29 protein-coding genes and 1 pseudogene are annotated in these 22933 nt (G+C 27.8%); 22 read left to right on the top strand and 8 right to left on the bottom strand.

Annotated elements, in window-relative coordinates:
- Positions 1-59: 59 nt before the first annotated feature.
- From OIO11_RS17230 to OIO11_RS08860, 5 genes and pseudogenes are all read right to left on the bottom strand, one after another.
- Positions 60-433 (bottom strand): annotated as a pseudogene (locus OIO11_RS17230) (IS66 family transposase); the annotation flags it as partial.
- A gap of 64 nt (positions 434-497) precedes the next feature.
- Positions 498-722: a hypothetical protein gene (locus tag OIO11_RS08875; RefSeq protein ID WP_268071093.1), complete on the bottom strand. Its 225-nt coding sequence runs from the start codon at positions 720-722 to the stop codon at positions 498-500.
- 243 nt (positions 723-965) lie between these two features.
- Complete coding sequence (tnpB, locus tag OIO11_RS08870) at positions 966-1286, bottom strand: IS66 family insertion sequence element accessory protein TnpB (protein ID WP_268071111.1); 321 nt, start codon at positions 1284-1286, stop codon at positions 966-968.
- A 333-nt stretch (positions 1287-1619) separates the two neighbouring features.
- Entirely contained in the window at positions 1620-1769 is a 150-nt protein-coding gene (locus OIO11_RS08865) for a cyclic lactone autoinducer peptide (RefSeq protein WP_268071092.1), read from the bottom strand.
- The gene (locus OIO11_RS08860) at positions 1744-2355 is read right to left on the bottom strand and encodes an accessory gene regulator B family protein (protein WP_268071091.1); all 612 of its coding nucleotides are present in this window, start codon (positions 2353-2355) and stop codon (positions 1744-1746) included. Before OIO11_RS08860 ends, OIO11_RS08865 begins: the two co-directional genes overlap by 26 nt.
- A gap of 321 nt (positions 2356-2676) precedes the next feature.
- On the opposite strand from OIO11_RS08860, the gene OIO11_RS08855 reads away from it, so the two are divergent.
- The 16 genes from OIO11_RS08855 to OIO11_RS08780 all read left to right on the top strand — a co-directional run bounded on the left by OIO11_RS08855 (position 2677) and on the right by OIO11_RS08780 (position 14374).
- The gene (locus OIO11_RS08855) at positions 2677-3258 is read left to right on the top strand and encodes an SPASM domain-containing protein (RefSeq protein ID WP_268071090.1); all 582 of its coding nucleotides are present in this window, start codon (positions 2677-2679) and stop codon (positions 3256-3258) included.
- Entirely contained in the window at positions 3242-4486 is a 1245-nt protein-coding gene (yjeH, locus tag OIO11_RS08850; RefSeq protein ID WP_268071089.1) for an L-methionine/branched-chain amino acid transporter, read from the top strand. Before OIO11_RS08855 ends, yjeH begins: the two co-directional genes overlap by 17 nt.
- A 390-nt stretch (positions 4487-4876) precedes the next feature.
- Positions 4877-5071 (top strand): hypothetical protein, encoded by a 195-nt coding sequence (locus OIO11_RS08845; RefSeq protein ID WP_268071088.1) that lies wholly within the window; start codon positions 4877-4879, stop codon positions 5069-5071.
- A 102-nt stretch (positions 5072-5173) separates the two neighbouring features.
- Positions 5174-5491 (top strand): nucleotidyltransferase family protein, encoded by a 318-nt coding sequence (locus OIO11_RS08840; RefSeq protein ID WP_268071087.1) that lies wholly within the window; start codon positions 5174-5176, stop codon positions 5489-5491.
- Complete coding sequence (locus OIO11_RS08835) at positions 5478-5873, top strand: nucleotidyltransferase substrate binding protein (protein WP_268071086.1); 396 nt, start codon at positions 5478-5480, stop codon at positions 5871-5873. Before OIO11_RS08840 ends, OIO11_RS08835 begins: the two co-directional genes overlap by 14 nt.
- 6 nt (positions 5874-5879) lie before the next feature.
- Entirely contained in the window at positions 5880-6095 is a 216-nt protein-coding gene (locus OIO11_RS08830; RefSeq protein WP_268071085.1) for a hypothetical protein, read from the top strand.
- Between the two features lie 225 nt (positions 6096-6320).
- On the top strand, positions 6321-7025 hold the full coding sequence (locus OIO11_RS08825; protein ID WP_268071084.1) for a pseudouridine synthase: 705 nt from the start codon (positions 6321-6323) through the stop codon (positions 7023-7025).
- Between the two features lie 68 nt (positions 7026-7093).
- On the top strand, positions 7094-7978 hold the full coding sequence (locus tag OIO11_RS08820; RefSeq protein ID WP_268071083.1) for an ABC transporter ATP-binding protein: 885 nt from the start codon (positions 7094-7096) through the stop codon (positions 7976-7978).
- Positions 7979-7984: 6 nt separating this feature from the next.
- A complete protein-coding gene (locus OIO11_RS08815; RefSeq protein WP_268071082.1) occupies positions 7985-8782 on the top strand; it encodes an ABC transporter permease subunit in 798 nt (265 codons plus the stop codon).
- A 57-nt stretch (positions 8783-8839) separates the two neighbouring features.
- A complete protein-coding gene (locus tag OIO11_RS08810) occupies positions 8840-9637 on the top strand; it encodes an ABC transporter permease subunit (protein ID WP_268071081.1) in 798 nt (265 codons plus the stop codon).
- A gap of 128 nt (positions 9638-9765) precedes the next feature.
- Positions 9766-10956 carry a MalY/PatB family protein gene (locus tag OIO11_RS08805; protein WP_268071080.1) on the top strand — a complete coding sequence of 397 codons (1191 nt, stop codon included), beginning with the start codon at positions 9766-9768 and terminating at the stop codon, positions 10954-10956.
- Between the two features lie 174 nt (positions 10957-11130).
- Positions 11131-11925, top strand: a complete 795-nt coding sequence (locus tag OIO11_RS08800; protein ID WP_268071079.1) for an HAD family hydrolase — start codon at positions 11131-11133, stop codon at positions 11923-11925.
- Between the two features lie 93 nt (positions 11926-12018).
- A complete protein-coding gene (locus OIO11_RS08795; RefSeq protein ID WP_268071078.1) occupies positions 12019-12150 on the top strand; it encodes a hypothetical protein in 132 nt (43 codons plus the stop codon).
- 186 nt (positions 12151-12336) lie between these two features.
- On the top strand, positions 12337-12516 hold the full coding sequence (locus OIO11_RS08790) for a hypothetical protein (RefSeq protein ID WP_268071077.1): 180 nt from the start codon (positions 12337-12339) through the stop codon (positions 12514-12516).
- A 29-nt stretch (positions 12517-12545) separates the two neighbouring features.
- The gene (locus OIO11_RS08785; protein ID WP_268071076.1) at positions 12546-13082 is read left to right on the top strand and encodes a LytR/AlgR family response regulator transcription factor; all 537 of its coding nucleotides are present in this window, start codon (positions 12546-12548) and stop codon (positions 13080-13082) included.
- 185 nt (positions 13083-13267) lie between these two features.
- Positions 13268-14374 (top strand): sensor histidine kinase, encoded by a 1107-nt coding sequence (locus OIO11_RS08780; RefSeq protein WP_268071075.1) that lies wholly within the window; start codon positions 13268-13270, stop codon positions 14372-14374.
- 7 nt (positions 14375-14381) lie between these two features.
- On the opposite strand, the gene OIO11_RS08775 is transcribed toward OIO11_RS08780, so the two are convergent.
- Together OIO11_RS08775 and OIO11_RS08770 are read right to left on the bottom strand one after the other, a co-directional pair.
- Entirely contained in the window at positions 14382-14531 is a 150-nt protein-coding gene (locus OIO11_RS08775) for a cyclic lactone autoinducer peptide (RefSeq protein ID WP_268071074.1), read from the bottom strand.
- Positions 14506-15117, bottom strand: a complete 612-nt coding sequence (locus tag OIO11_RS08770) for an accessory gene regulator B family protein (protein WP_268071073.1) — start codon at positions 15115-15117, stop codon at positions 14506-14508. Before OIO11_RS08770 ends, OIO11_RS08775 begins: the two co-directional genes overlap by 26 nt.
- Positions 15118-15452: 335 nt before the next feature.
- Between OIO11_RS08770 and OIO11_RS08765 the strand changes: the two genes are divergently transcribed.
- The 6 genes from OIO11_RS08765 (at position 15453) to OIO11_RS08740 (ending at position 21293) form a co-directional block, all read left to right on the top strand.
- On the top strand, positions 15453-15953 hold the full coding sequence (locus OIO11_RS08765) for a hypothetical protein (RefSeq protein WP_268071072.1): 501 nt from the start codon (positions 15453-15455) through the stop codon (positions 15951-15953).
- A gap of 28 nt (positions 15954-15981) precedes the next feature.
- Positions 15982-16761, top strand: a complete 780-nt coding sequence (locus OIO11_RS08760; RefSeq protein WP_268071071.1) for a hypothetical protein — start codon at positions 15982-15984, stop codon at positions 16759-16761.
- Between the two features lie 415 nt (positions 16762-17176).
- Complete coding sequence (locus tag OIO11_RS08755) at positions 17177-17485, top strand: hypothetical protein (RefSeq protein WP_268071070.1); 309 nt, start codon at positions 17177-17179, stop codon at positions 17483-17485.
- A 686-nt stretch (positions 17486-18171) separates the two neighbouring features.
- Positions 18172-18540: a hypothetical protein gene (locus OIO11_RS08750; protein WP_268071069.1), complete on the top strand. Its 369-nt coding sequence runs from the start codon at positions 18172-18174 to the stop codon at positions 18538-18540.
- Positions 18541-18685: 145 nt separating this feature from the next.
- Entirely contained in the window at positions 18686-20656 is a 1971-nt protein-coding gene (locus tag OIO11_RS08745; RefSeq protein WP_268071068.1) for a hypothetical protein, read from the top strand.
- A 1-nt stretch (position 20657) separates the two neighbouring features.
- Complete coding sequence (locus OIO11_RS08740; protein WP_268071067.1) at positions 20658-21293, top strand: putative bacteriocin export ABC transporter; 636 nt, start codon at positions 20658-20660, stop codon at positions 21291-21293.
- A gap of 388 nt (positions 21294-21681) precedes the next feature.
- Here the strand turns inward: OIO11_RS08740 and OIO11_RS08735 are convergent, their stop codons facing one another.
- Complete coding sequence (locus OIO11_RS08735) at positions 21682-22818, bottom strand: 4Fe-4S binding protein (protein WP_268071066.1); 1137 nt, start codon at positions 22816-22818, stop codon at positions 21682-21684.
- Positions 22819-22933 lie beyond the last annotated feature (115 nt).

Raw genomic sequence — 22933 nt, 5'->3', positions numbered from 1 at the left:
GCTGGGGTGAAGATAGTAAAGAAATAGGCATTGAGAACTTAGTGAAGGGATAGCTGAACTTAGTGAGAAAGTCCATCTTTCATAAAAGTGGTAAGCTTTTCCCACTGATTTAGGCAGTAGTGTATTGCCTGTCCAAAAGCACTTTTAGGTAGTACTCTAGGTTTTGGTGTTTTAAGCCATAGGAAAAACGCCTCCAATATAGGTTGGAGGCGTTCAAGTCGTATTTTATAACGGTCTTCAAAGGAAAGTTTACTTAACTCTTTTTCAATTTCAAAAGTGAGTTGCAGAATTTCAAGCCTTCTCTAGCTAAAACAGGTGACGATTTTTGTGAAGATGGCAACGCTTTAATAGCTTCATCAAATTTTCTTCTAGCATGAGCCCAACATCCTACAAGGATAACATTATTTATAGAATTGTATCCGTTATATCTATCTACCTGTAAATATCATTTAAACTCTGATAAAAATTCTTTAGGATATTTAGCTTCCCTAGTAGTCTTATATTGATACATTATAATAACTGGAAGCACCAAATTTCTTTTGCTGGCTCAATCCAAATCGTTCTTCAAACCATTTTAATTTTACTGATAATTCTTCAATAACATTCTCCTGTTTTTTTCTTTCAGTTTCTGATTCAGCAAATTTAGTTTCCAGTGTTTTTAATTCATTTAATATTAAGTTATAATCTGATGTATTCATTGAGTTATTATTTATATTATCCATCACTAGTGTTTAATTTCTAAGAAATATTTCCATTGACAATTGTATTATAACGATTTTTTATAAACAAGTTTTAAAACTAAGTCAAAATGGAATTATTTGGGTGTAGATTTTTATTAACTACCTAGCCATTTACTCCAAGAAAATAAGAGTTCATCAACTAGTTTCGTAAGTGAGTGTTTTATCAATCTCTTTATTTTTAATAAGACGTACAAAAAAAGATAACCCAACAATAAAAATTGTAGGTTATATTATTATTCTTTCTTTAACGTCCCTATGAGCTCTGTTTTGATTTATAGATAATCCATCCAGTAACCAGCGTAGCTGCCGCTGTGTAACAGTTACAGTAGAATTATTATCTTGTGGCCATTGGAAATTTCCACGTTCTAATCTTCTATAATGAATCCAAAATCCATTATGCTCCCATTGGAGAATTTTGAGTTTATCACTATTTTTATTGCAGAAAACAAATATACAATTTGAAAAAGGATCTAAATTAAAAGCTTCTATTACAATTATTGCCAAGCCATCAATTGATTTATTTAAATCAGTGCTTCCGCAGGCTATATACCTTATCTATATTGGTGTTTAACATATTTTAGTCATTACTTTCATTATATTTTCTAGTAAATTTTCATCAAAACCTGGCTTAATTTCAATAGATGCTGGACCTATTTTTATAATCATAGTATTTTTTACATTTTCATTACTAGATTTTGTATTCCTGACATCTAATTCTGAGATCCGCTCAAGCCACTTAATTTATATTCCGCAACTCTTTTTACCCATAATGGTCTCACATCTGATTTTCCCAGGATAAAATCCCCTCTGCATCTTAATTATAGATATTTTCCCATGAGTTTTATTAGTTAACAAGGTGGGTTATATTTGACGCTTACTTTACTTAGCTTTTTTTAATAATGGTTTCGGCATTTTAGGTTCTTCAAGAAAAAAAGCTAAACATTTTTTTGTTGATGTATGAGCAACTTTTGTTGATACATTACTAATTTTATTTGCCATAAATTTAGAGAGCTTCTTCGTAGTATTCATGATTATTAAACCTCCTGTTAAATAATTTATAAATTATAGGTGATATAAGCAATGCTTCTATCCATAAAACATGTATAAATATATTTGAAAAAAATATATCTTGCACAGCAATAGAAATGAAAAAATAAATAACTGCTGTAAATATACTTTTAACTTTTAACTGATTTCTAATTAAAGTATCTAAGTAAGGTCTCTCCTCAGTATCAGCTGGAGCATATTTAAAATAAATAATTAAACTCAGCATAAAAATTATTAACTTTGTTATAATACTGAACTCAAAATTCAAAGACAAATATACTGCTCCAAATATAATTATCAGCGTAGAAAGAAGACAGGTATAACTCTTTCTAGCATGTATTCCTGAAGCAAAACTTCGTATAACACCAAAAATTATTAAGGTATAAACACTATACCTAAACACCCCTAACAAATACCCTAAACCTAAAATAATAGGAAATTTAGTAAAATTCATAAACAAAACTTCTATTCCATATATTATGATTTCTAATTCTTCTTCTGTCTTATCAGGAAGTGTCTTACTTATGAAATTTGATATTGTAGTACTGAATTTTTCTGAAGATTTCATTTTTATACATCCTTATTAAAAGTATTATATATTAAGTAAAATTTAAAGAACAAATAGGAAAATGTCAATAAAAATTCCTTGAATGGTACAAAAAATTCCTTAAATGACATAAACATATAAAAAATGCAACTTAAAGAAAGAAACGTGCAATTCAAGGAATATATATGTCTTACTTACAAGAAATGTGATAGTTTAAGGTTAGATGTAAAACCTAAATAGTTGAAATAAAGCGATATTAATGATCTAACGTAGTTTTATCAATTTGTCAGAAATGATATTAAGTAAAACTCATATATACAAAATTAGTAAGTGGGGAGGGGAATGGCTATTAGAGGTCTAGAAAATTTAATTGATATAGGATATACAAAAGTAGATGAAAAAGGACAAACAATGTTAGCATTAGAAACATCTATTTTCCCATATAATATTGATGAGATATATGATATATGGAAATATTGCAGAAAAAATAATATATTCCCATTGATTGATACTGTTCTATATGAAGGAAGTGCTAAAAATCAAGATTTTAACGAATTTTTAGTTGATTATGATAAAATTATATGTGAAGTACAGAAAATAAATGAATTTGATAAAAAGCTTGGCCTAGATTGGAAAGTGAAAGTGGTAAAAAGAGAGAATAACAAAGGAGTAATTATCGGAGAATTAGCCGGTGATTGCCATAGAATAGGAACTAATTTGAATGTTAATTCAGAAGGTGATGTTTATGATTGTTTTAACATGAGTCAAAGAACATATGGAAATATAAGAAATAGATCGCTTATAACTATTTGGAATGAGGATAAGCCATATAAGAATGCACTTTGTGTACACGGACTTTGTCAGTGTAGAGATTTTATAAATAGGGACTCAGTACTGGAGGAATTGAATGAAGCAATTAAATAAATCACTTACAACCGTTCAAGGAATAGGAGTATTAACATCCACTCTATTAGGTTCAGGGATATTTATAATTCCAGCGATTATAGCAACTGTATCACATGAAACATCTGTACTTGCTTGGATTATAATAATGGTATTTATGATTCCAGTTGCATATATATTTGGAGAACTTGGATCGATATATCCTAATGCTAGTGGAACTGCCTATTTTGTAGAGAAGGCATTTGGTTCTAAAGCGGGTAAAATTATTGCTTTAATGTACTTATCGGTTATTCCTATTGGTCCTCCCGTTGTCATTATAACTGGTGCAACATACTTAGGGGCAATATTTGATTGTAATTATCTTGGAATAGGTGCTATATGCTTCATTACATTAATTATTATGTTTATTATCAATACGTTTGGCATCGAGATATCAAGTAAAACTCAAACGGGAATAGCAATAATCTCTATGATTATTTTTAGTTTGGTTATTATTAGTGGGATGTATAGAATTTTTCGATATGACGTTATGTGTAAACCATTTGTATTTCAATATGCTGGAATAGAGAAATTAGGAAATTCAATTTCGATAGCCTTTTGGTGTTTTGTTGGTATTGAAGCAGTGGCACATTTAGCAGCAGAATTTAAAGATGTAAAAAGGGATTTTTCTAAAGTTATAATTTTAAGTGTTCTAATAGTTGGTATAGTATACATATTAATTGGATATGTGATTCTTAGATTTGGTGCGTTTGGAAATGAAGAGATAAATAATAATTCATTGGTTATTTTATCAAAAATTTTATTTAGTAGCTATGGGAAATACTTAATGGCTATTATAGGTTTTTTAACTTGTTTTTCTGCGGTTAATTTATACTTAGTTAGTAGTTCGAGATTAATATATTCTTTAAACATAAATAAAAAATTATCGACTACTAATGAAAGAGGTATTCCAATTTGTGCATTGTTATTAACTTTTGCAGCAGTTGCGGTTACAACTTTTGTTAAAATAGTGTGTAAAATAGATTTATCAGTTTTAGTGTTTTATGCTAATGGTATTTTTGTATTGATATATATATCAGCAATGTTGTCAGGAGCAAAGTTGTTTAAATCATTCAAACGTATTTTAGCAATAATTGCTACCTTATTTTGTACCTATATTTTATTTTGTATGGGTAAAAACATTATATATGCATTAATTATAATTAGTGTTTTAGCAATTAAAGAATATGTTTTGGTAAATAAAAAATGACTGAAGTGGTAATAATAAAAATCGGTTCTTCCGCAATTTGGAAGTAAGCTCAGTCACATTGTTCCTTCGCAAGGACGCGGTACCACCCGAAAAAAGTCGAAAGACCTGAAATAAGTGGCGAAATTTATTAAGGAAAATGTAAAGATAAATCCAGCAGAATAGTTTAGAATTCTGTTGGATTTGTTGCATTAAATGAGGATTTAATTAAATTAATCAACAAAAATTATTCACTGTATTACTAATTTTTGAAAGTTGACAGGTACCCTACAGAAAATGGAATGAACGTTAGTGAATTCTGTTTTCTGTTGCTAAAAATACTTGAAGAGGAAAAAAGGGGGTATACAGGACAAGTTTTATGGCTTAATAAAGAAACCTTAATGATTTAGAAAATTGGAGGGAAAAATTGATAAAAAACAAAAGAATAAACTTTGGATGTTTTTAAAATTGCTGTTATCTATAACTTTTTCACTGAATTTAATTGGATGTATGAACAGTGCTGAAGATAAGAGAATACCTAACCGTGAAAAAACAAAGGTGCAGGAGTATCTAAAACTTTCTTCCATTAGTTTTTATGTTAAAATATAGTCAGTAGTAAATAATAGAAATGAGTGATATTAAAATCTAGATTAAAAGTTGATAAATTACATAAAAAAATAGCTAATCAAAGATATGTGGGGAGTGAGCTTCATGGAGCTTTATGAAAAAATAGGTATTACCTCAGAATTGCTTGAGAAAATTAGGAGTATTATATTAAGATATTCTAAAATAGATAGAGCGGTGATTTTTGGATCTAGAGCTAGAGGGAATTATAAAAAGACTTCGGATATAGATATCTGCATATATGGTAGAGAAATGAATTGTATGGATATAAATCTTATGGAGGATGAGCTTAGACAGCTTAATACTCCTCTTGATTTTGATGTGGTTTATTTTGAGAACATATCTAAAGAGGCACTGAAGTGTAATATAGAAAAGGATGGTGTTGAGATATATGTTAAGGGATAGGTTAGATGAAAGGTTTAATGATTTTAGAAAGGCTTTTAAGAGGTTGAAAGAAAGTACTGAGATACAATTAGAAAATGACATTATTATTGATGGTGTAATTCAGAGATTTGAGTTTACTTTTGAACAGAGCTGGAAACTAATGAAGCTTTATCTTGAATATGAAGGTATAGAGGAAGCAAAGAGTCCAAGAAGTACTATAAAAGAAGCTTTTAAATATGAGCTTATTGAGGATGGAGATGCTTGGATAAATATGATGATAGATAGAAATAAAACTTCCCATGTATATGATGAAGAAACTGCATTACAGATATACAATAGTATAAAATCAAATCATGTTAAGCTTTTAGAAAAGTTACTAAATAAAATGGAAGAACTTTTATAGATAAGGGTGAGCGGCATATTGTCCACTCTTCCATTAGTTATTGGGTATGTAGGAGAAACAGGAGCAAAGGATAAAAAGACAGCCTTTAAGTATTCCCTATTCTTTTCTATAGGATTGGTTCAGCAGCTCAGTATGTCTAATAAGACTATGGCAGCAGGAAGAATTCTTAAAATTGTTTTAGGGGTTTTGGTAATTATTATGGGATTGTATTTAGGGTTTTAAGACATAAGTAAAAATTCTAACAGAATCTATTATTTTTTATAGTTCTGTTGGATTTTTTTATTATATCCTACAAGTATATGTCAATGACACTGATTGCTAAAAAATAAGAAAGTTATTTTTATTGATTAGTAAAATTCAATATGATATCGTAGTGGTATAAAATAGTAAGAACACTTTAGGCGTATCTTATTAAAAAATAATAGTGATGCTTATAAGGAGAAATATATGAGACTGAATAATTTTATTAGTTCAACTGGTCTTTGTTCCAGAAGAAAGGCTGATGAATTAATTGAACAGAAAAAAGTAAAAGTTAACGGTGAAATTGCAACATTAGGAGTGAGAGTAGGACCAGAGGATAAGGTTGAAGTAAATGGTAAGCTTTTAGAAAAAAAGAAGAATGATGTGTATATTGCTTTAAATAAGCCAGCAGGTATTACTTGTACAACGGAGAGACATATTAAAGGAAATATCATTGATTTTGTAAATCATCCTGAACGAATTTTCCCAATTGGTAGGTTGGATAAAGATTCAGAAGGTTTAATTCTTCTTACCAATGACGGAAGTATAGTAAATGAAGTTTTGAGACAGGAAAATAATCATGAAAAGGAATATATTGTGACTGTAAACAAGGCAATCACTCCTTCCTTTATAAAAGGGATGTCCAAAGGAGTAAAAATTTATAATCCTGTTAAAAATAATTATACAATGACAAATAGTTGTAAAGTGGTTAAAATAAGCGACAGAACCTTTAAAATTATCTTATCTCAGGGATTAAATCGTCAAATTCGCAGGATGTGTGCTCATTTTGAGTATAAGGTTGTAAAATTGAAGCGTATCAGAATTGATAATATTAAACTGGAAGGGTTACCTATAGGAAAGTGGAGGAATTTAACAGAGGAAGATGTGAGAAAGCTTAGAAACAAAGGCTAGCTAACGAAGGAAAAAAATTTACAAGTGGTTGGAGTCGACCATGAGTAATAATAATAGGAGGTCATAAGATGAATGTTATTGAAATCAATAATTTGACTAAGTATTATGGCAAGTCTAGAGGAATAATTGATGTTAGCTTTAATGTAGAAGAAGGAGAAATTTTTGGATTTATTGGTCCTAATGGGGCAGGAAAGTCAACCACAATTAGGACACTGCTGTCCTTAATTTATCCTACAAGTGGTAGTGCAAAAATCTTTGGAAAAGATTGTGTGGAGTATGGTGATGAAATTAAGAAGGCGATAGGATATTTACCTTCTGAGGTATTTTATTACGATAATATGAAGGTAATTGATCTTCTAAAGTATTCTGCCAGCTTTTATAAAAAAGACTGCAGCAAAAGGATGAAAGAGCTATCGAAAATTATGGAGCTTGACCTTTCAAAGAAGATTAATGATTTATCCTTTGGAAACAAGAAAAAGGTTGGTATTGTTCAGGGATTACTGCATGAACCTAAGCTTATTATTTTGGATGAGCCTACAAGTGGCTTGGACCCCCTTATGCAGCAAAAGTTCTTTGACTTAATACTAGAGGAGAATAAAAAGGGTGCTGCTGTTCTGTTCTCATCACACATTTTAAATGAGGTTCAGAAGCTTTGTCACCGTGTAGCTATTATTAAAGAGGGCAGAATAATTAAAGTTGAAAACATCAGCACATTAAATGAAAACAGTTATAAAAAATTCAAAGTGGAAACAGCAGCTCATGTGGATAAGGATTACTTTAATATTAGTGGTGTTAATGACCTGACTATTAAAAACAACATAGTTAGCTTTTTATTTAAAGGTAATATCAATCATATGATTGATAAACTTCATGGTATAAAAATAGTAAATCTCTGGATTGAAGAGCCTTCTTTGGAGGAAATATTTATGCATTACTACAAGAGAGAGGAGTAACAGCATATGAATATGTATCTACATGAATTGAAGATTTATAGAAAATCAACTATTATATGGGCATGTTCATTGATAGGAATTGTTGTATTGTTTATGTCAATGTTTTCTTCTTTTTCTCAGGATGCTGCTTTAATGCAAAAAATATTTGAGAACTTTCCAGAAGAGGTGCAGAAAGCATTTGGTTTTTCATCACTGGATCTTTCTTCATTGCTTGGATTCTACGGATTTATTTTTGCATATGTAATGCTTTGTGGAGCAATTCAAGCTATGATTTTAGGAACTTCTATTGTATCCGTAGAAGTACGTGAGAAAACAGCAGACTTTCTATTGGCAAAACCTGTAACACGTCAACAGATTATCACATCTAAGCTTTTGGCTGCATTAACCTGTGTGGTTATCACTAACCTGATTTATTTTGCAGCCTCTATTATTACTATGGAAGCTGTTAAGTCAGAACCATACAGCATAAAATTATTGTTTATGATCAATATGACAATGTTTTTTGTACAGCTAATATTTATCTCTTTAGGCATTTTAATTTCTGTTATTACGAAAAAAATAAACTCTGTATTGTCTGTTTCACTTGGTATTGTTTTTGGATTTTATATAATAAATTTATTTGGATCAGCAATTGGAGACGAGGCAATAAGGTATATAACTCCATTTAGATATTTTGACATAACTTATATTCTGGAAAATGGTGCATATGAAGCTCCGTTTATTATCATTAGTATAGTATTTATAGCTGCAACTATTACTGCAAGTTACCTGGTGTACTCTAAAAAAGATATTAATGCTTTTTAATAGTAGTAGGTTGATGGATTTATAGAAGTTGAGTTTGCCACTAAGGAGGGTAACTATATGAATATATTTATGAGAGAAATGAGAGCTCATTTAAAATCGCTTATAATATGGTGTATCAATGTAATTCTTATTATTGCAATGGGAATGATGAAATATGCAGCATTCTCAAAAACTGGAGAATCTGTGGAAAAGATGATGGCAGCCATGCCTCAGGTTTTTAAAACTATGTTTGGTGTAGGCTTTTTCAATTTAACAGAGGTACGGGGATATTATGGGGTGTTTTTTCTATATTTTGTGTTAATGGCAACCATTCACGCTGCAATGTTAGGGGCTACAATTATTTCAAAGGAAGAGAGAGATAAAACAGCAGAATTTTTATTTGTAAAACCAGCTGGAAGAAAAAAGATTATCATATCAAAAGTATTGGCGGTAATTGCAAATATTTTTATATTCAATATGACTACTCTAGTGTCTTCGATTATTATTGTAGGCTCGTATAATAAGGGTGAATCTATTAACAAGGATATAGTTCTTTTAATGATGGCAATGTTTATTTTACAACTTATATTCATGTCTATCGGTACGGCAACAGCATCCATAAGTAAAAATCCAAAGAAATCTGCTTCTGTTTCTATGGCAGTACTGCTTGGTACATATATTTTATCCATAGCTGTTGATATGAACAGCAAGCTTGAAAATTTGAAATACTTTACTCCATTTAAATATTTTGAAGCTAAGAATTTGATGTTAAATGGAAAGTTTGAAACAACTTTTGTGGTATTGTCAATTATAATAATTGGGGTGTTATCTAGTGCCACATATATATTTTATAGAAAGAGAGATTTGAAAGTATAGTAAGTTAAATCGACAGGGGAAAGTAACCTGTCGATTTTCATATGTTACTAAATGGAAAGTTTAAGTTTGAGGCTTATGTTTTTTACATATTATTTAGTGATAACTAGGAAGGGAGTTGAATTATAAAAATGAAATATAATTTTGATGAAGTAATTGATAGAAGAGGAACAAATGCGTTGAAATGGGAGCCTAAATTAATTGAAAAATATATGGGTGTGAAAGGTGAAGACTTACTGCCAATGTGGGTTGCAGACATGGATTTTAGATGTCCACAATCAGTGATTGATGCTATTAAAGAGAGAGCAGAACATGGAGTATTTGGTTATAGCAAGCCTCTTGAAGATTATTATTCAGCTTTAAATTACTGGTATACAAAAAGGTATCATTGGAAGATTAAACCACAATGGGTTATTAATTCTCCAGGAGTTGTTCCTGCATTAAATTTCATAATAAGAGCATTAACAAATCCAGGAGATAAAATAATAATTCAGCAGCCTGTATATTATCCATTTAAAAAAGCTATAGAGAACAATGGAAGAAAAACAGTGAATAATCCTTTGGTTATAAAAGAGGATAAATATGTTATGAATTATGAGGATCTTGAAGAAAAAGCAAAGGACCCAAATACAAAAATGATGATTTTATGCAGTCCTCACAATCCAGTAGGGAGAGTATGGAAAAAAGAAGAACTGAGAAAACTGGGTGGAATATGCAACAAATACAATGTAATTGTAGTATCTGATGAAATTCATAGTGACCTTATATTACCAGGAAATAAGCATACTACTTATGGAGCGTTAGGAAAAGAATTTGAAAATAATTCTGTTATTTGTACAGCACCAAGTAAGACGTTTAATCTGGCAGCACTGCAAACATCTAACATTATCATTCCAAATAGAGAAATGAAACAGAAAGTTAATAAAGAATATATTAAATCATTTACCATGCCTCCATTTCCCAATGTATTTGGTATAGCAGCAGTTCCAGCGGTATATTCACCAGAAGGTGAAGAATGGCTAGAACAGTTACTTATATACTTAAATGATAATGCAGATTTTATTGGAGAGTTTGTAAGAGATAATATGCCAAATGTTAGATACACAAAACCAGAAGGGACTTATCTTGCATGGTTGGATTTAAGAGAAGTTGAAAGTGACTATGAAGCACTAGAGAGAAAAATAAAAGAAGCAAAAGTTGTATTAGACGGAGGTTCAATGTTTGGTCCTGAGGGCAGAGGTTTTATAAGAATTAATTATGCTTGTCCTAAATCTTTGCTAGAAGAAGGACTGATTAGGATTAAAAAAGGAATTTTTAAGTAAGAACAAGAATCCTTTTTAATTCAAAAGGACAAGCATATGTAGTGACTTGGGATAAGGCAGAAAGTGAAATGCATTGTTAATTCGTAGAAGGATAATGAATTTTTATGATTTGTACATTAATATGAGAATATATGGTACTATGGTTATAGTACGTGTTTTAAGGAGATGGAACTAATGATAGAGCTTATTGCAACTGATATGGATGGTACTCTAGTAAACAATGAAGGAAAAATAAGTGAGAAAGTATTTAGTTTAATACACACCTTAGAGGAAAAGGGTATAAAATTTGCAGCAGCTAGCGGAAGATCTTATTCTCAGCTTAGTAAAAATTTTAAAAAAATAACTAAAGATATGATATTTATTTCTCATAACGGTGCTTTTGTGAAATACAACAATATGGGTAAAACCTTATATTCAAATCATATTTCAGAGGAAGATATTAAAGAAGTATTAAGTTTAAAACCTGAATTTGGACAAGAAATACTTGTGTCCGGAGCTTATGACACCTATATAGTAAATCCTTCTGAAAATATGATAAATCAATTTAATAAGTTTGGAATGCCAGCAACTATATTAAAATCTTTCAGTGAAATAAAGAAGCCTGTTTATAAGATAACTTATTATGTATCAGAAGGTGTAAAGCCAGCTATATTGGAGTACTTAACTAATAATCTTAATGATAATCTTGAATATGTTGTATCTGGTGATTGTTGGATAGACATAATGAATAAAGGTATAAGTAAAGGAAATGCTATAAAAATACTTCAAGAAAAATTTAATGTAAGTCGAAAGAATACAATGGTTTTTGGAGATTATTATAATGACTTGACTATGTTTAAAGCAGCTCATTATAGTTATGCTATGGAAAATGCTCCTGAAGATGTAAAGAAACACGCTAAATTTGTTGCAGAAAGCAACAATGATAATGGAGTGTATAATGTGATATATAAATATACTAGTTCACTATAAAATGGACAGGCTTCATAACCTGTCCGTTTGTTTTTTGTGTTTAGGTGTCTAACAAAGCTTTTTAGACACGCTCCGCATTTATTAGGAGTTAAAGTGCTAATATCAGTACTTTTGCTAATAACAATAATCTCATTAGCCACAGGGTGTACAAGTACTAAGGATACAATTGCTTTAGATACTAATAAAGATAATATGGAGATACTTACGGGAAAAGTAGATGTATAGGGTAAAGGGGGGAGCTTTGCCTGCATTCTCTGTTACAATTAGGAAACCTCATTTACTAATAGCGAAAATAAAGTTAGGTTTCTACCTTAACAGATATCGTATTATTAATCCATATATGTAAGGATATTACTGGTATTTGAATTGAAAAAATGTATAATTATACATTTTTACTAAGGAGGGGATTTTATGATGAACATACTTATTTGTGATGATTGTTCAAGAACAGTAGAACTTATAAAAAACATAGTAAATGAATTTTATGATGAAATTGATTTTAACGATTTTAGTGTACAAACTTTTAATAATTCAAAGGATATTATTACATATGTTAAAAATAATCCTATTGAAAAAAAATATATATACTAGATATTGACTTAAATGAAGAAAAAAATGGCTTGGTATTAGGCAGAGAAATTAGAAAATTAGATAATTATGGCGGTGAAATGATTTTTGTTACTAGTCATATAGAAATGAGCTTTAAAGTTTTTCAATATAAGCTTCGGGTTTTAGAATTTATAGATAAAACTTATAATCTCAGTAAACAGCTGAAAGAAAGCCTTTCTATTGCAACAACTATAGTATGTAAAAATACACAAGAAAATAAAGAAAAGAAACTGCAGGTTAAATCTGGTGTTCAAATTTTTAATATACCTATTAAAAATATAATTTATTTTGAAACCATAAAAAACAGCAAAAAAATTATGCTCTGTACATGTAATACTAGAATAGAATTTTACAGTACATTAAAAGAACTGAAGAATTCTTTAGATGATAATTTTATTCAAGTGCATAAAACCACTATAGTAAATAAAAATTATATAAGGAACATAAATAAAAGTCCTAATAATCTTTATGTGGAATTAGAAAATGGTGCTCAATGCCCACTTTCTAGAAGTGGCTTGAAAGTGGTGAGTGATTTTTGGACATGCTGAATATATTTTTCTTATTTTTAAATTTTTATACTAGCTTATATATTACATGTAGACTAAATAATTATAGGTTTAATGTAAACAAAGAAAATTTTATAACAATATTTATTTTATCTATACTTTATAATTACTTAGGTAAATTACCTATATTAAATAATTTTAAAATAGTATTAACTTTTATTGTTTTAATGATAATTATAAAGAAAATAATTGATGAAAATTTAATTTTATTAGTTCAAAACTGCTTTTTTACACTATTTATAATGATAGTTTCAGAGTTGTTGAATGGGATTATTTTTACTGATTTATTAAAAATTAATTTAAATGATTTAAATAATATTAGTACTCTATTTACTTTAAATGTTTCAATATGTTTAACTGAGATTTTAATAATAAAGGTGAAAGGTATTTTCGTTAGAATGTTTAAAAATAAAAAACACATTAATCCTAATAATTCAACTATAAAAAGTATATTTATGATTAGTATAACAGTTATATTGTTATTCAATTATTCTTTAACTTATAAATATTTTAATGAATATTTTAATAATAAAATATTTGTTATAATTTTTATTTTATCAGGCTTTTATTTGATTATTGCTTTAACTTTTTTATATACAAACTACATATCAAATAAGAACATTGAAAAACTAAAAATTAAAGAAAAAGAATATGATAGATTAAAACTTTATTCAGATATAACTGAAAGCTTAGTGGACGATATAAGCAAATTTAAACATGATTACAATAGTGTAATTTTTATGATGAATGGGTATTTACAAAATAATGATTATGACAGATTAAAAAAATATTTTTCAAAAGAAATACTAAAGGAAAACAAGTATTATGATATTCTTAAGCTGAAAAAAGTTAAAGCTTCTGGCTTAAAAGGGTTACTTGCAGCTAAAATAGAACATATGATTAGAGATAACGTAGATGTGTCTATAGAAATTTTAAATGATATAGTGTTATATCATATTGATGAATTAGATTTGTGTAGAATTATAGGTATACTGCTGGATAATGCATATGATGCAGCTAAAAACAGCAGTGAAAAATCTGTATGTATATCTTTTGTAATAAATGAAGCTTTAAATATAACAATATTAAATAGCTATAGTGCTAAAAGTATTAATATAAATGATATATACAAAAAAGGCTATTCCTCAAAAGGCGATAATAGAGGAATAGGTCTTTATAATGTTAAAGAAATATTGAATGAAAAATATCCTAATGTAATATTAAATACATATATTGAAAAAAGTATATTTATTCAAGATTTACATATTAGCTAAGTAATATTTACTTAGCTTTTTTTAATAATGATTTTGGTATTTTTGGTTCTTCTAGAATAAGACATGCACATGCTCTTGTTGATGTATGAGCAACTTTTGTTGATACATTACTAATTTTATTTGCTATGAATTTAGATAGTTTCTTCGTAGTATTCATAATTATTGAACCTCCTCTTAAATAATTTGTAAATTATAGGGGATATAAGCAGTGCTTCTATCCATAAAACATGTATAAATATATTTGAAAAAAATACATCTTGTACAGTAATCGAAATGAAAAAATAAACAAATGCTGTAAATATACTTTCAACTTTTAACTGATTTCTAATCAAAGGATCTAAGTAAGGTTTTTCCTCAGTATCAGCTGGAGCATATTTAAAATAAATAATTAAACTCAGTATAAAGATTATTAATTTTGTTATAATACTGAACTGAAAATTCAAAGATAAATATACTGCTCCCAATATAATTATTAGGGTAGAAAGAAGACAGGTGTAACTCTTTCTAGCATGTATTCCTGAAGCAAAACTTCGTATAACACCAAAAATTATTAAAGTATAAACACTATAACTAAACACTCCTAATAAATACCCTAAGCCTAAAATAATAGGAAATTTAGTGAAATTCATAAACAGAACTTCTAGTCCATATCCTATGATTTCTAATTCTTCTTCTGTCTTATCAGGAAGTGTCTTACTTATGAAATTTGATATTATAGTACTGAATTTTTCAGAAGATTTCATTTTTATACGTCCTTATTAAAATTGTTATATATTAAGTAAAATTTAAAGAATAAATAAAAAAATGTCAATGAAGATTCCTTGAATGATATAAAAAATTCCTTGAATGACATAAACACATAAAAAATACAACTTAAAGAAAGAAATGTGCAATTCAAGGAATATATATGTCTTACTTACAAGAAATGTGATAGTTTAAGATTAGAAGTAAACATATGTAGAATGAAGTTTAAATATAGGGCTTATTGATATTTACAAATTTATTTTTACATATATCTCAACATTTATAGTGAAAGCAAGTGAGTTATTAAATATTATATATAAAAGGAGGAATAAAAATGAAAAAGTTAATCTCAAGTTTATTGTTAGCTTTAAGTATTACATTATTACCAACAAGTGTAATACCAGCATTTGCTTCGGTAAGGAGTAAAACTGAATCAAGTTTTGGTGTTTGGGTACAGGGGTCTATTGGATTTATACCAGTTTCAATGAATACTAAAGTTTTTACGTCATATGAGATGGAATACCGTAACGTAGCGAGAGTATCTCAAATAGTAGTATATGGATCTATGCTTAAACCTTATTCTTTTACAGTTGAGGTATTTCCTGAATATTCTGCATTATATGATAGTGGGAAACTAGTGGGTAGTTGTAGTAGTGGTAATTTCAAAAACATAACTTTCTTTCCTAAGGAGGGGTATGCAGAATGTGACGGCGCATGGTATCCGAATAAGTTAGTAGATTATGGACTTAGTACTTCTAAGTCAGTTGGTAGAACACGAGCTGTAGCAGTAAATAATGGTCAGTTTTTAAAATGTACTGCAACAGATATATATTAAATGTAAAATTATAATAAGGGGTGAGTATATGAAAAAAAATAAAAAACTATTACTTGGAACAGTTATTTCTATAATAGTATTAGCAACTCCTGTATTTGCGAAAAATTTTAATTATACTGGAATGAAAGAAAAAGTGACTAAGGTTAAAGAACTAAAAGATTCTAATAATAAGTCAAGGACTTTAGCTATAATAAATGGTCAATATAAAATTACGGAAAATGATGTTGAAATTGGGTTGATGAGAAGAAACTATAGTCTAAGTAAAGATGAAATGCTTCAATATTTAGTAGATGATGCGCTTCAAATTATAGAGGCTAAAAGAATAGGAATATCTTTTAGTGATAGTCAAGTTAAAGAATTTATTCAAAACCAAAGAGTGCAAATTGAAAAAATAAATGATGAAAAAGTAAATGAGGAAATTAAAAATATTATGGAAACATATAAGGTATCTTATGATGACTATTGGAATAAACTAGCTTATAAAGATTACAAAGATTTTATGATTAAAAGTGAATTTAGAAAGAGAATTTATGATAATGCCATAAAAAAAGTTGAAGATGAAGAAAAAAAACAAAAGGATGAAATAAAAGATAAATATAATTTAAAGATAAAAAGTGCAAACGAATTGAAAAAAAATCCTAATAGAACAATTGAGTTAAACAAAATAGAAGACGAACGAAAAAAGATGGAATTTCAGATTGAATCAAGTTATAATAATAAAAAACTTCAAGTATTTAATAAAACTATGAATTCAGAAATGGTGGAGTTAAAAAACAAGTATAATGTGCAATATACTAATATTGACTAGCTTTTAAGTTAATCAGATTATTTAATAATAAACTTAATTGTGAAATACATTGTTCAGATTTATTATAAATATGCTGGTGAGAAATAAATAAACTGTTAAAATATAACCATCGATATGGGTAGTAAGATGGTAGCTGTTACCAGGTGAAAACTCAATTACATTTTATGTAATTGAGTTTGCTTAATGTTCTTATTTTTTAATAGAGATTATTTTATCCATGTCTAATTCAAAATTACCATAAGGGTTAATGTGGTATAATTGGATATGTATTGTTGTTGAATAATATAAAGAAAATGTGTGGCAAGAATATATAATATTTTAAGATGGAATTATAAAATACTTACAATAAGTAGAATTTCATTTTAGTTATTTCATAACTATTTAATATAGTTAACTATTAATGGAGGTGAAGTTAATGAGTAATCAAGATAATAAGAAAGAACTAAATCCATTAGAAAAACAGTTAGAGGAAATAAGCGAATGGCAAAAAAACGCAACCAATCCTGGGCATTTCGTTGGAACGGGTAAAGTTCCAATAGCATTGAAAAATTTTTATAGAACTCCAATAGTAATGTTAATTGTAGGTGCCATATTTTTAATATTTGCAATATGTAATTTAATTAGTAATTTTAGTATTGAAACTATACCTACTAGTATAATTATAATGATAGTCAGCAGTGTGTTAATTATTAGAGCTATTATCCGGTTATCAAAAAAAACTTGACAAGTTAATAATAGCAAAATAGAATTAAAATGCTAAAAGCGACAGCTTGCGATAGTGATTAAATCAATGTTTATGTGGAAAAAATAAGAAGTGAAGTTTCTTTCTCAAGGAAGCTTCACTTCTCACATTATATCCAGCAGGATATGATTTAGATAATGTTTTGTCTGTAGCATCAATAAATAATAGAGGTGAATTGAGTGGTTTTTCATAGCAATAACTTTCCAGATATTGCTATGACCCCAGGGGTCATTATTTACTCGAGTGTTGATATAAATATATAAATTCTCTGACGAGAGAAAAAATAGTTATAAAGTAGTAGTTTTATTAGCATTGAGGAAATAGAATAATCTCTTGGTCTACTAGTTGAAGAATAGTAGGCATTATAAAAGCCTTGAGGAATTAATATTTTCATTTCTATATGTTATTGAAAAAGTGTGATAAATTTAGGCTTATCTTCTCAAAGCAGTCTACGACTTCTTGATAAATGTGACAAAGATGAATTTGATTTTAAAAATTAATCATAAAGGATATTTCCGAGAATTTATATTTTGTGATTATTATATATATTCGACATTAGGTGGGGGAAATCCTTTTTGATAAAGCTTGAAAGTCCCTGAGTCCTAATTGGCTTAGAGATTTTGCAAGCGGCTAATAGTACTGAATAAATTTAGGAAGCATGAATAAAAATGAAAAAAGTAAAACTGACAATTTTAGCAGTAGCGTTAAGTATGTCTATACCAGTTCTAGCACATGCATTAGACCTTGAGGGTGGTGCATTAAGATATGAAGGTGGACAAACTAAAAAAAGTGTTTATAGTAAAATATATGATGCAAAAACATCATTTAGAAATACAAAAGGTGATGGTAAATCTTGGGGATGTAAAGCGACTGTTAAAGTTGGGACAACAACTTACACATCAGGCTGGCATTATGGAACAGCAAGTATATCAGCAGATAGACACTGGTATTCAAATGAAACCTCATATTATGATTATGAACAGCTTACTATAAAAGAGTATACTAACCAAAACTGGGGAGCACTCTATAGTAATTAAAGTTAAATAAAAAAATATAATTAATAAGACTAAAAGGTTGAAATGAAAGTTAAATGCATTATTCAACCTTTTAGTCTATAAAAAAGTATGTTAAGTAAATAGTATGAAAACTTTACACTAACTAAAAATATAAAAGAGGTTATTTATGAAAAAAATATTTACAATTTATTTACTTGGGTTAATACTAATATTTTCTTATATATTTGATAATTCTATATATGAGATATATGGGCTTAAAAATATTGGAGATACTTCTTTAATTAAGTATCAAATATGTGACACCAAAGGTGAAAATTTAGTGAAAATATATAAAGAGCTTATAGAAAACAATGCTACATTTCAGATAGTGAAAACGCCTATATCAGAGGATGAAAATATTTATTATGATATTTACCATACTGATATAAACTCAATAAAAAAAATTATTGGTGTTTCTCATAATATTTATAGATATTTTCAAATGACACAAGATGATTTTGTAGATAGCAGTGGATTATTTTCGGCTAGTTTATCACCAGAACAAATAAGTATGCTTTCACAAAAAGTAGGTATAGACATTAAAATGGTAGATGATCAAACAATATCTTATAGCACTATTTTAAAACAAAATTTACTACAATTTGTTATATTATATATTATTACATTAACAATTATGTATATATATATAATATTTAGATATAAAGTAAATGCAGTAAAAAAATTATCAGGTTTTTCACCTGTAAAAATAGTTTTTACTAATATTAAGGAAACGTTACAGATACAAAGCAGTTGTATAGTACTAGTGGCTTTGGGATATTCCATTTACTATTATATTAATAATAAATTTTCTTTGAGATACATTATTTTTTTAATTTTATTTTTATTTATTATTAGTAGTATTAATATTGTACTGCTACTATTATTACAAAAATGTGTAAAAGGAATGGATGTTATTGCAGCATTAAAAAATAAAGTTTTTTCTTCCAGATTGAATTGTATAATTCATATACTTAAGATTGTTTTAATTATTTTTATTACATTTTCAATTAATAGGTCTATTAAATATTATGGGGATTTGCAAGAGATTTATAAAAAGTATAACTCTTATAAATCATTAAATAACATGTATACTTCTAATGGGTTTAATTCAGATGAGTATGATAGGTTAAGTAAGAATAATAAAGAACTTGTTGAAACTCAAAATAATGTTAAGAAAATGTATATTGAAAATCAAGATAAAGCTTATGTTATGAACGATTTAATCATAGAAAATTTAAAATATGGTGCTTTTCAGGAGACTAAAGATCAAATGATTAACTCATATATAAGAAATAAACTTATCTTGAATAAAAAATATATAGAAGATTATACAGAAGTTAAAATAAATTGGGATTTTGATCAGAGTATTCCAACAATATTAGTACCTAAAAAATATAAGCAATATGAAGAAGATATAAAGAGTAGTTATATAGATATTTATAGTATGTATGTAAATGGTTTAGACGACCAAGAAAACAAAATAAATAATATACAAGTTATTTATATTGATAATGGGATAAAATACAAAATATTAAGTTCTATTTATGATGAAGATAACATAGATACGGAAATTTATGATTCTATTATAATTCTAGACAATGGAAGTTTTAACAGTAGTTTTTATTATCATCTTATTACAAATTTTAGTATGGCCTTTAAGTTAGATGATAGAAATCAATTTAAAAGTATGTTGATACAATATAACTTAGACAAGCTTTATCATACAAAGACTATGTTAACACCATTTGAGATAAGAATTAGTAATTGTAAGTTTTTAATGAGTCAATCCATTATTTTCATATGTCTATTTGTACTAGTATTAATATTTATTGTCTACGTATCAAATTATATAGATATGGTTGTAAGTAGTAAAAAATATGGAGCTGAATATATTCAAGGATATAGTATTATTAAAATTTTAAATAATAATATTGTAACAACTATAATTATGATGAGTGTCTCTATTATATTATATATTTTAAAAGTAAATTTTATAATTTATTTATTATTTATTATTTATGATTTAATAATATTATTATTTTTATATAGAAAAATAATAATTAAAGATTTGTATAAGATACTTAATGGAGGATGCTAGTATGGAAGTACTGAAGTTAAATAAAATATATAAAGAATTTGATAGTAATAAGGTAATTGAAAATATTAATTTTTCTACACATAATGGAGAAATGGTAGCTATTATTGGTGAAAGTGGTAAAGGTAAAACAACTTTGTTAAATATCATAGGACTTATTTCAAAACCATCTAGTGGAGATTTATATTTATTTGATAAAAAAAATGTAGATATATCTTCAAAAGATGCAATGTTATTAAGACGTAATAAAATAGGTTATTTGTTTCAAAATTATGGTTTAGTAGAAGATGAAACGGTAAAATGGAATTTAGATATTGTTTTAGAATATAAAAAATTATCCAAAAAAGAGAGGAATAATAAAATTGAAGAAGCATTAAAAATGCTTAAATTAGAGAAGTTAAAAGATAAACCTGTATATAAATTAAGTGGTGGTGAACAGCAAAGAATAGCAATGCTTAAACTTTATTTACAGGAATGTGAACTTATCTTAGCAGATGAACCTACAGGTTCTTTAGATGAAAAAAATCGAGATATAATTATTAATATGTTAAAAGATTTTAGTAAACAAGGAAAAACAATTATTATTGTTACTCATGATACTTATATTGCTAACTGTTGTGATAGAATAATTGAATTATGAGCAAGAAGAAACTGCTACCGGTTTCTTCCAAGGGGCCGTATCACACACCTGAAAAATGTAAATTATAAATAGAATTTAATTTTAATAAAAGTCTATGAAAATGCTATTTAGAGAGTGTTTTCATAGACTTTTGTTTTATAAAGGTTACTGGTTCTTGGAGAGATATATATGGTACTAATATTGTTAAATATATATAGGATCAAAAGGATAAAAAGCTTGAGATAGAGAGAAAAATTTAGCTATATCAACAATTAAAAATTATAAAATTTGCTCAATTATATATAAAAATCTAATAATTATATTATTTATATTATATAGAATTTTATAAGTATAAATGAAATTTATACTTAAACTAATTAGGAGAGTATATAATTATATATCTGAAATTTTACTCTATAATTTCTTTTACTACTTCTCTCAAGTTAGAAGTTTCAAACTCTATTCCTTTTTCAGCTAAATCATTTTTTAAGTCTTTCATAGACTTATTTATATCAGTATCTTCAGGCAAATTACATTTTTCCAATAGAACTTTTATATCAATATTAAATTCTTCAGCAACCTCATTTAAGGTCATGTATCCTTTTATGTTATCAGCATCCAATACACCGTCTTGAGTTAATGTGGCTCTGTTAGAAAGAGAAGTTTCAAAATTACCTATTGCTGCGTTGCCACCAACAACTAATGCTAGAACTGTAATAACAACAACACCTATTTTATTTATAGACAGAGAAGTGCTGCCTTTTTTCATTTCTAGAGTTTTATCTACAGGACAGCTTGTTATACATTCTCCACAGGATATACATTCAGTGCTAGAAACAGAATCTTCAGAGTGAACATCAAGTCCCATAGGACAATTTCTAGTACAAGCTTTACAGTTTATGCAAGTAGATGTATTTTTCTTTATTTTGAATATTCTAAGCGGTGATGTTATGGCTAAGGCCACTCCAAGTGGACAGAAATATTTGCACCAAGCTCTTTCAATAAACATTGATACTATTAGAAGTGCTATTAATATAATAAGACCTACCAAAAACTCTTCAAATATTTCAGTTCCAGAACTTAAATGCATAAATGCTGCCCATGGGTCATAGGCTCTTATAACCAACTCTCCAGCTTTATAAGTTGTAAATAATACTATAAACAATACAATATATTTAGCAAATCTTAATATCTTATCTGCATTTTTATTTATTTTAATCTGTTTTATATTAAGCTTTTTACCCAGTTTAGTAAATAAGCTTTGAATGGTTCCAAGAGGACAGATATATCCACAGAAAGCTCTACCTAAAATAAAGGTCAAAATTACTACTGCTATTAACAATATAAAGGATGATGGCGTTATTCGCTGCATATATGTTCCATCTTTAAAAAGAGTAGGCAATGTTTCTAATCCACCAAAGGGACATAGTGCATCAACAGAAGCTGAACCATCAGGACCACCACCTTTTATCTGATGCATTACTGCTGCAAAGGGAGCAAAGAGTAAGAAAAAAATTGACACAATCCATCTGAATTTATTTTTCATTTTAGTACCTCCTAAAAACATTTGATACTATAATGATAATAAAAAATTTTGTTTAAACTTTGTTTTAATTGTGATGAAATTGTGAAAAATAAAAAACGACAGGTGTCTGTCGTTT

Source organism: Clostridium sp. ZS2-4 (genome assembly GCF_026719745.1).
Lineage (GTDB): Bacteria > Bacillota > Clostridia > Clostridiales > Clostridiaceae > Clostridium_H.
This window is presented reverse-complemented; position numbering and strand designations above follow the sequence as displayed.

Bases quoted from the DNA above. Each gene is read 5' to 3' on its own strand.
- OIO11_RS08755 (WP_268071070.1), top strand. From the start codon at position 17,177: ATGAGTAATCAAGATAATAAGAAAGAACTAAATCCATTAGAAAAACAG.
- OIO11_RS08835 (WP_268071086.1), top strand. From the start codon at position 5,478: ATGTTAAGGGATAGGTTAGATGAAAGGTTTAATGATTTTAGAAAGGCT.
- OIO11_RS08770 (WP_268071073.1), bottom strand. From the start codon at position 15,117: ATGAAATCTTCTGAAAAATTCAGTACTATAATATCAAATTTCATAAGT.
- OIO11_RS08865 (WP_268071092.1), bottom strand. From the start codon at position 1,769: ATGAATACTACGAAGAAGCTCTCTAAATTTATGGCAAATAAAATTAGT.
- OIO11_RS08760 (WP_268071071.1), top strand. From the start codon at position 15,982: ATGAAAAAAAATAAAAAACTATTACTTGGAACAGTTATTTCTATAATA.
- yjeH (WP_268071089.1), top strand. From the start codon at position 3,242: ATGAAGCAATTAAATAAATCACTTACAACCGTTCAAGGAATAGGAGTA.
- OIO11_RS08775 (WP_268071074.1), bottom strand. From the start codon at position 14,531: ATGAATACTACGAAGAAACTATCTAAATTCATAGCAAATAAAATTAGT.
- OIO11_RS08745 (WP_268071068.1), top strand. From the start codon at position 18,686: ATGAAAAAAATATTTACAATTTATTTACTTGGGTTAATACTAATATTT.
- OIO11_RS08765 (WP_268071072.1), top strand. From the start codon at position 15,453: ATGAAAAAGTTAATCTCAAGTTTATTGTTAGCTTTAAGTATTACATTA.
- OIO11_RS08860 (WP_268071091.1), bottom strand. From the start codon at position 2,355: ATGAAATCTTCAGAAAAATTCAGTACTACAATATCAAATTTCATAAGT.
- OIO11_RS08800 (WP_268071079.1), top strand. From the start codon at position 11,131: ATGATAGAGCTTATTGCAACTGATATGGATGGTACTCTAGTAAACAAT.
- OIO11_RS08810 (WP_268071081.1), top strand. From the start codon at position 8,840: ATGAATATATTTATGAGAGAAATGAGAGCTCATTTAAAATCGCTTATA.
- OIO11_RS08855 (WP_268071090.1), top strand. From the start codon at position 2,677: ATGGCTATTAGAGGTCTAGAAAATTTAATTGATATAGGATATACAAAA.
- OIO11_RS08735 (WP_268071066.1), bottom strand. From the start codon at position 22,818: ATGAAAAATAAATTCAGATGGATTGTGTCAATTTTTTTCTTACTCTTT.
- OIO11_RS08740 (WP_268071067.1), top strand. From the start codon at position 20,658: ATGGAAGTACTGAAGTTAAATAAAATATATAAAGAATTTGATAGTAAT.
- OIO11_RS08820 (WP_268071083.1), top strand. From the start codon at position 7,094: ATGAATGTTATTGAAATCAATAATTTGACTAAGTATTATGGCAAGTCT.
- OIO11_RS08750 (WP_268071069.1), top strand. From the start codon at position 18,172: ATGAAAAAAGTAAAACTGACAATTTTAGCAGTAGCGTTAAGTATGTCT.
- OIO11_RS08815 (WP_268071082.1), top strand. From the start codon at position 7,985: ATGAATATGTATCTACATGAATTGAAGATTTATAGAAAATCAACTATT.
- OIO11_RS08875 (WP_268071093.1), bottom strand. From the start codon at position 722: ATGGATAATATAAATAATAACTCAATGAATACATCAGATTATAACTTA.
- OIO11_RS08805 (WP_268071080.1), top strand. From the start codon at position 9,766: ATGAAATATAATTTTGATGAAGTAATTGATAGAAGAGGAACAAATGCG.
- OIO11_RS08840 (WP_268071087.1), top strand. From the start codon at position 5,174: ATGGAGCTTTATGAAAAAATAGGTATTACCTCAGAATTGCTTGAGAAA.
- OIO11_RS08825 (WP_268071084.1), top strand. From the start codon at position 6,321: ATGAGACTGAATAATTTTATTAGTTCAACTGGTCTTTGTTCCAGAAGA.
- OIO11_RS08780 (WP_268071075.1), top strand. From the start codon at position 13,268: ATGATAATTATAAAGAAAATAATTGATGAAAATTTAATTTTATTAGTT.
- OIO11_RS08790 (WP_268071077.1), top strand. From the start codon at position 12,337: ATGATGAACATACTTATTTGTGATGATTGTTCAAGAACAGTAGAACTT.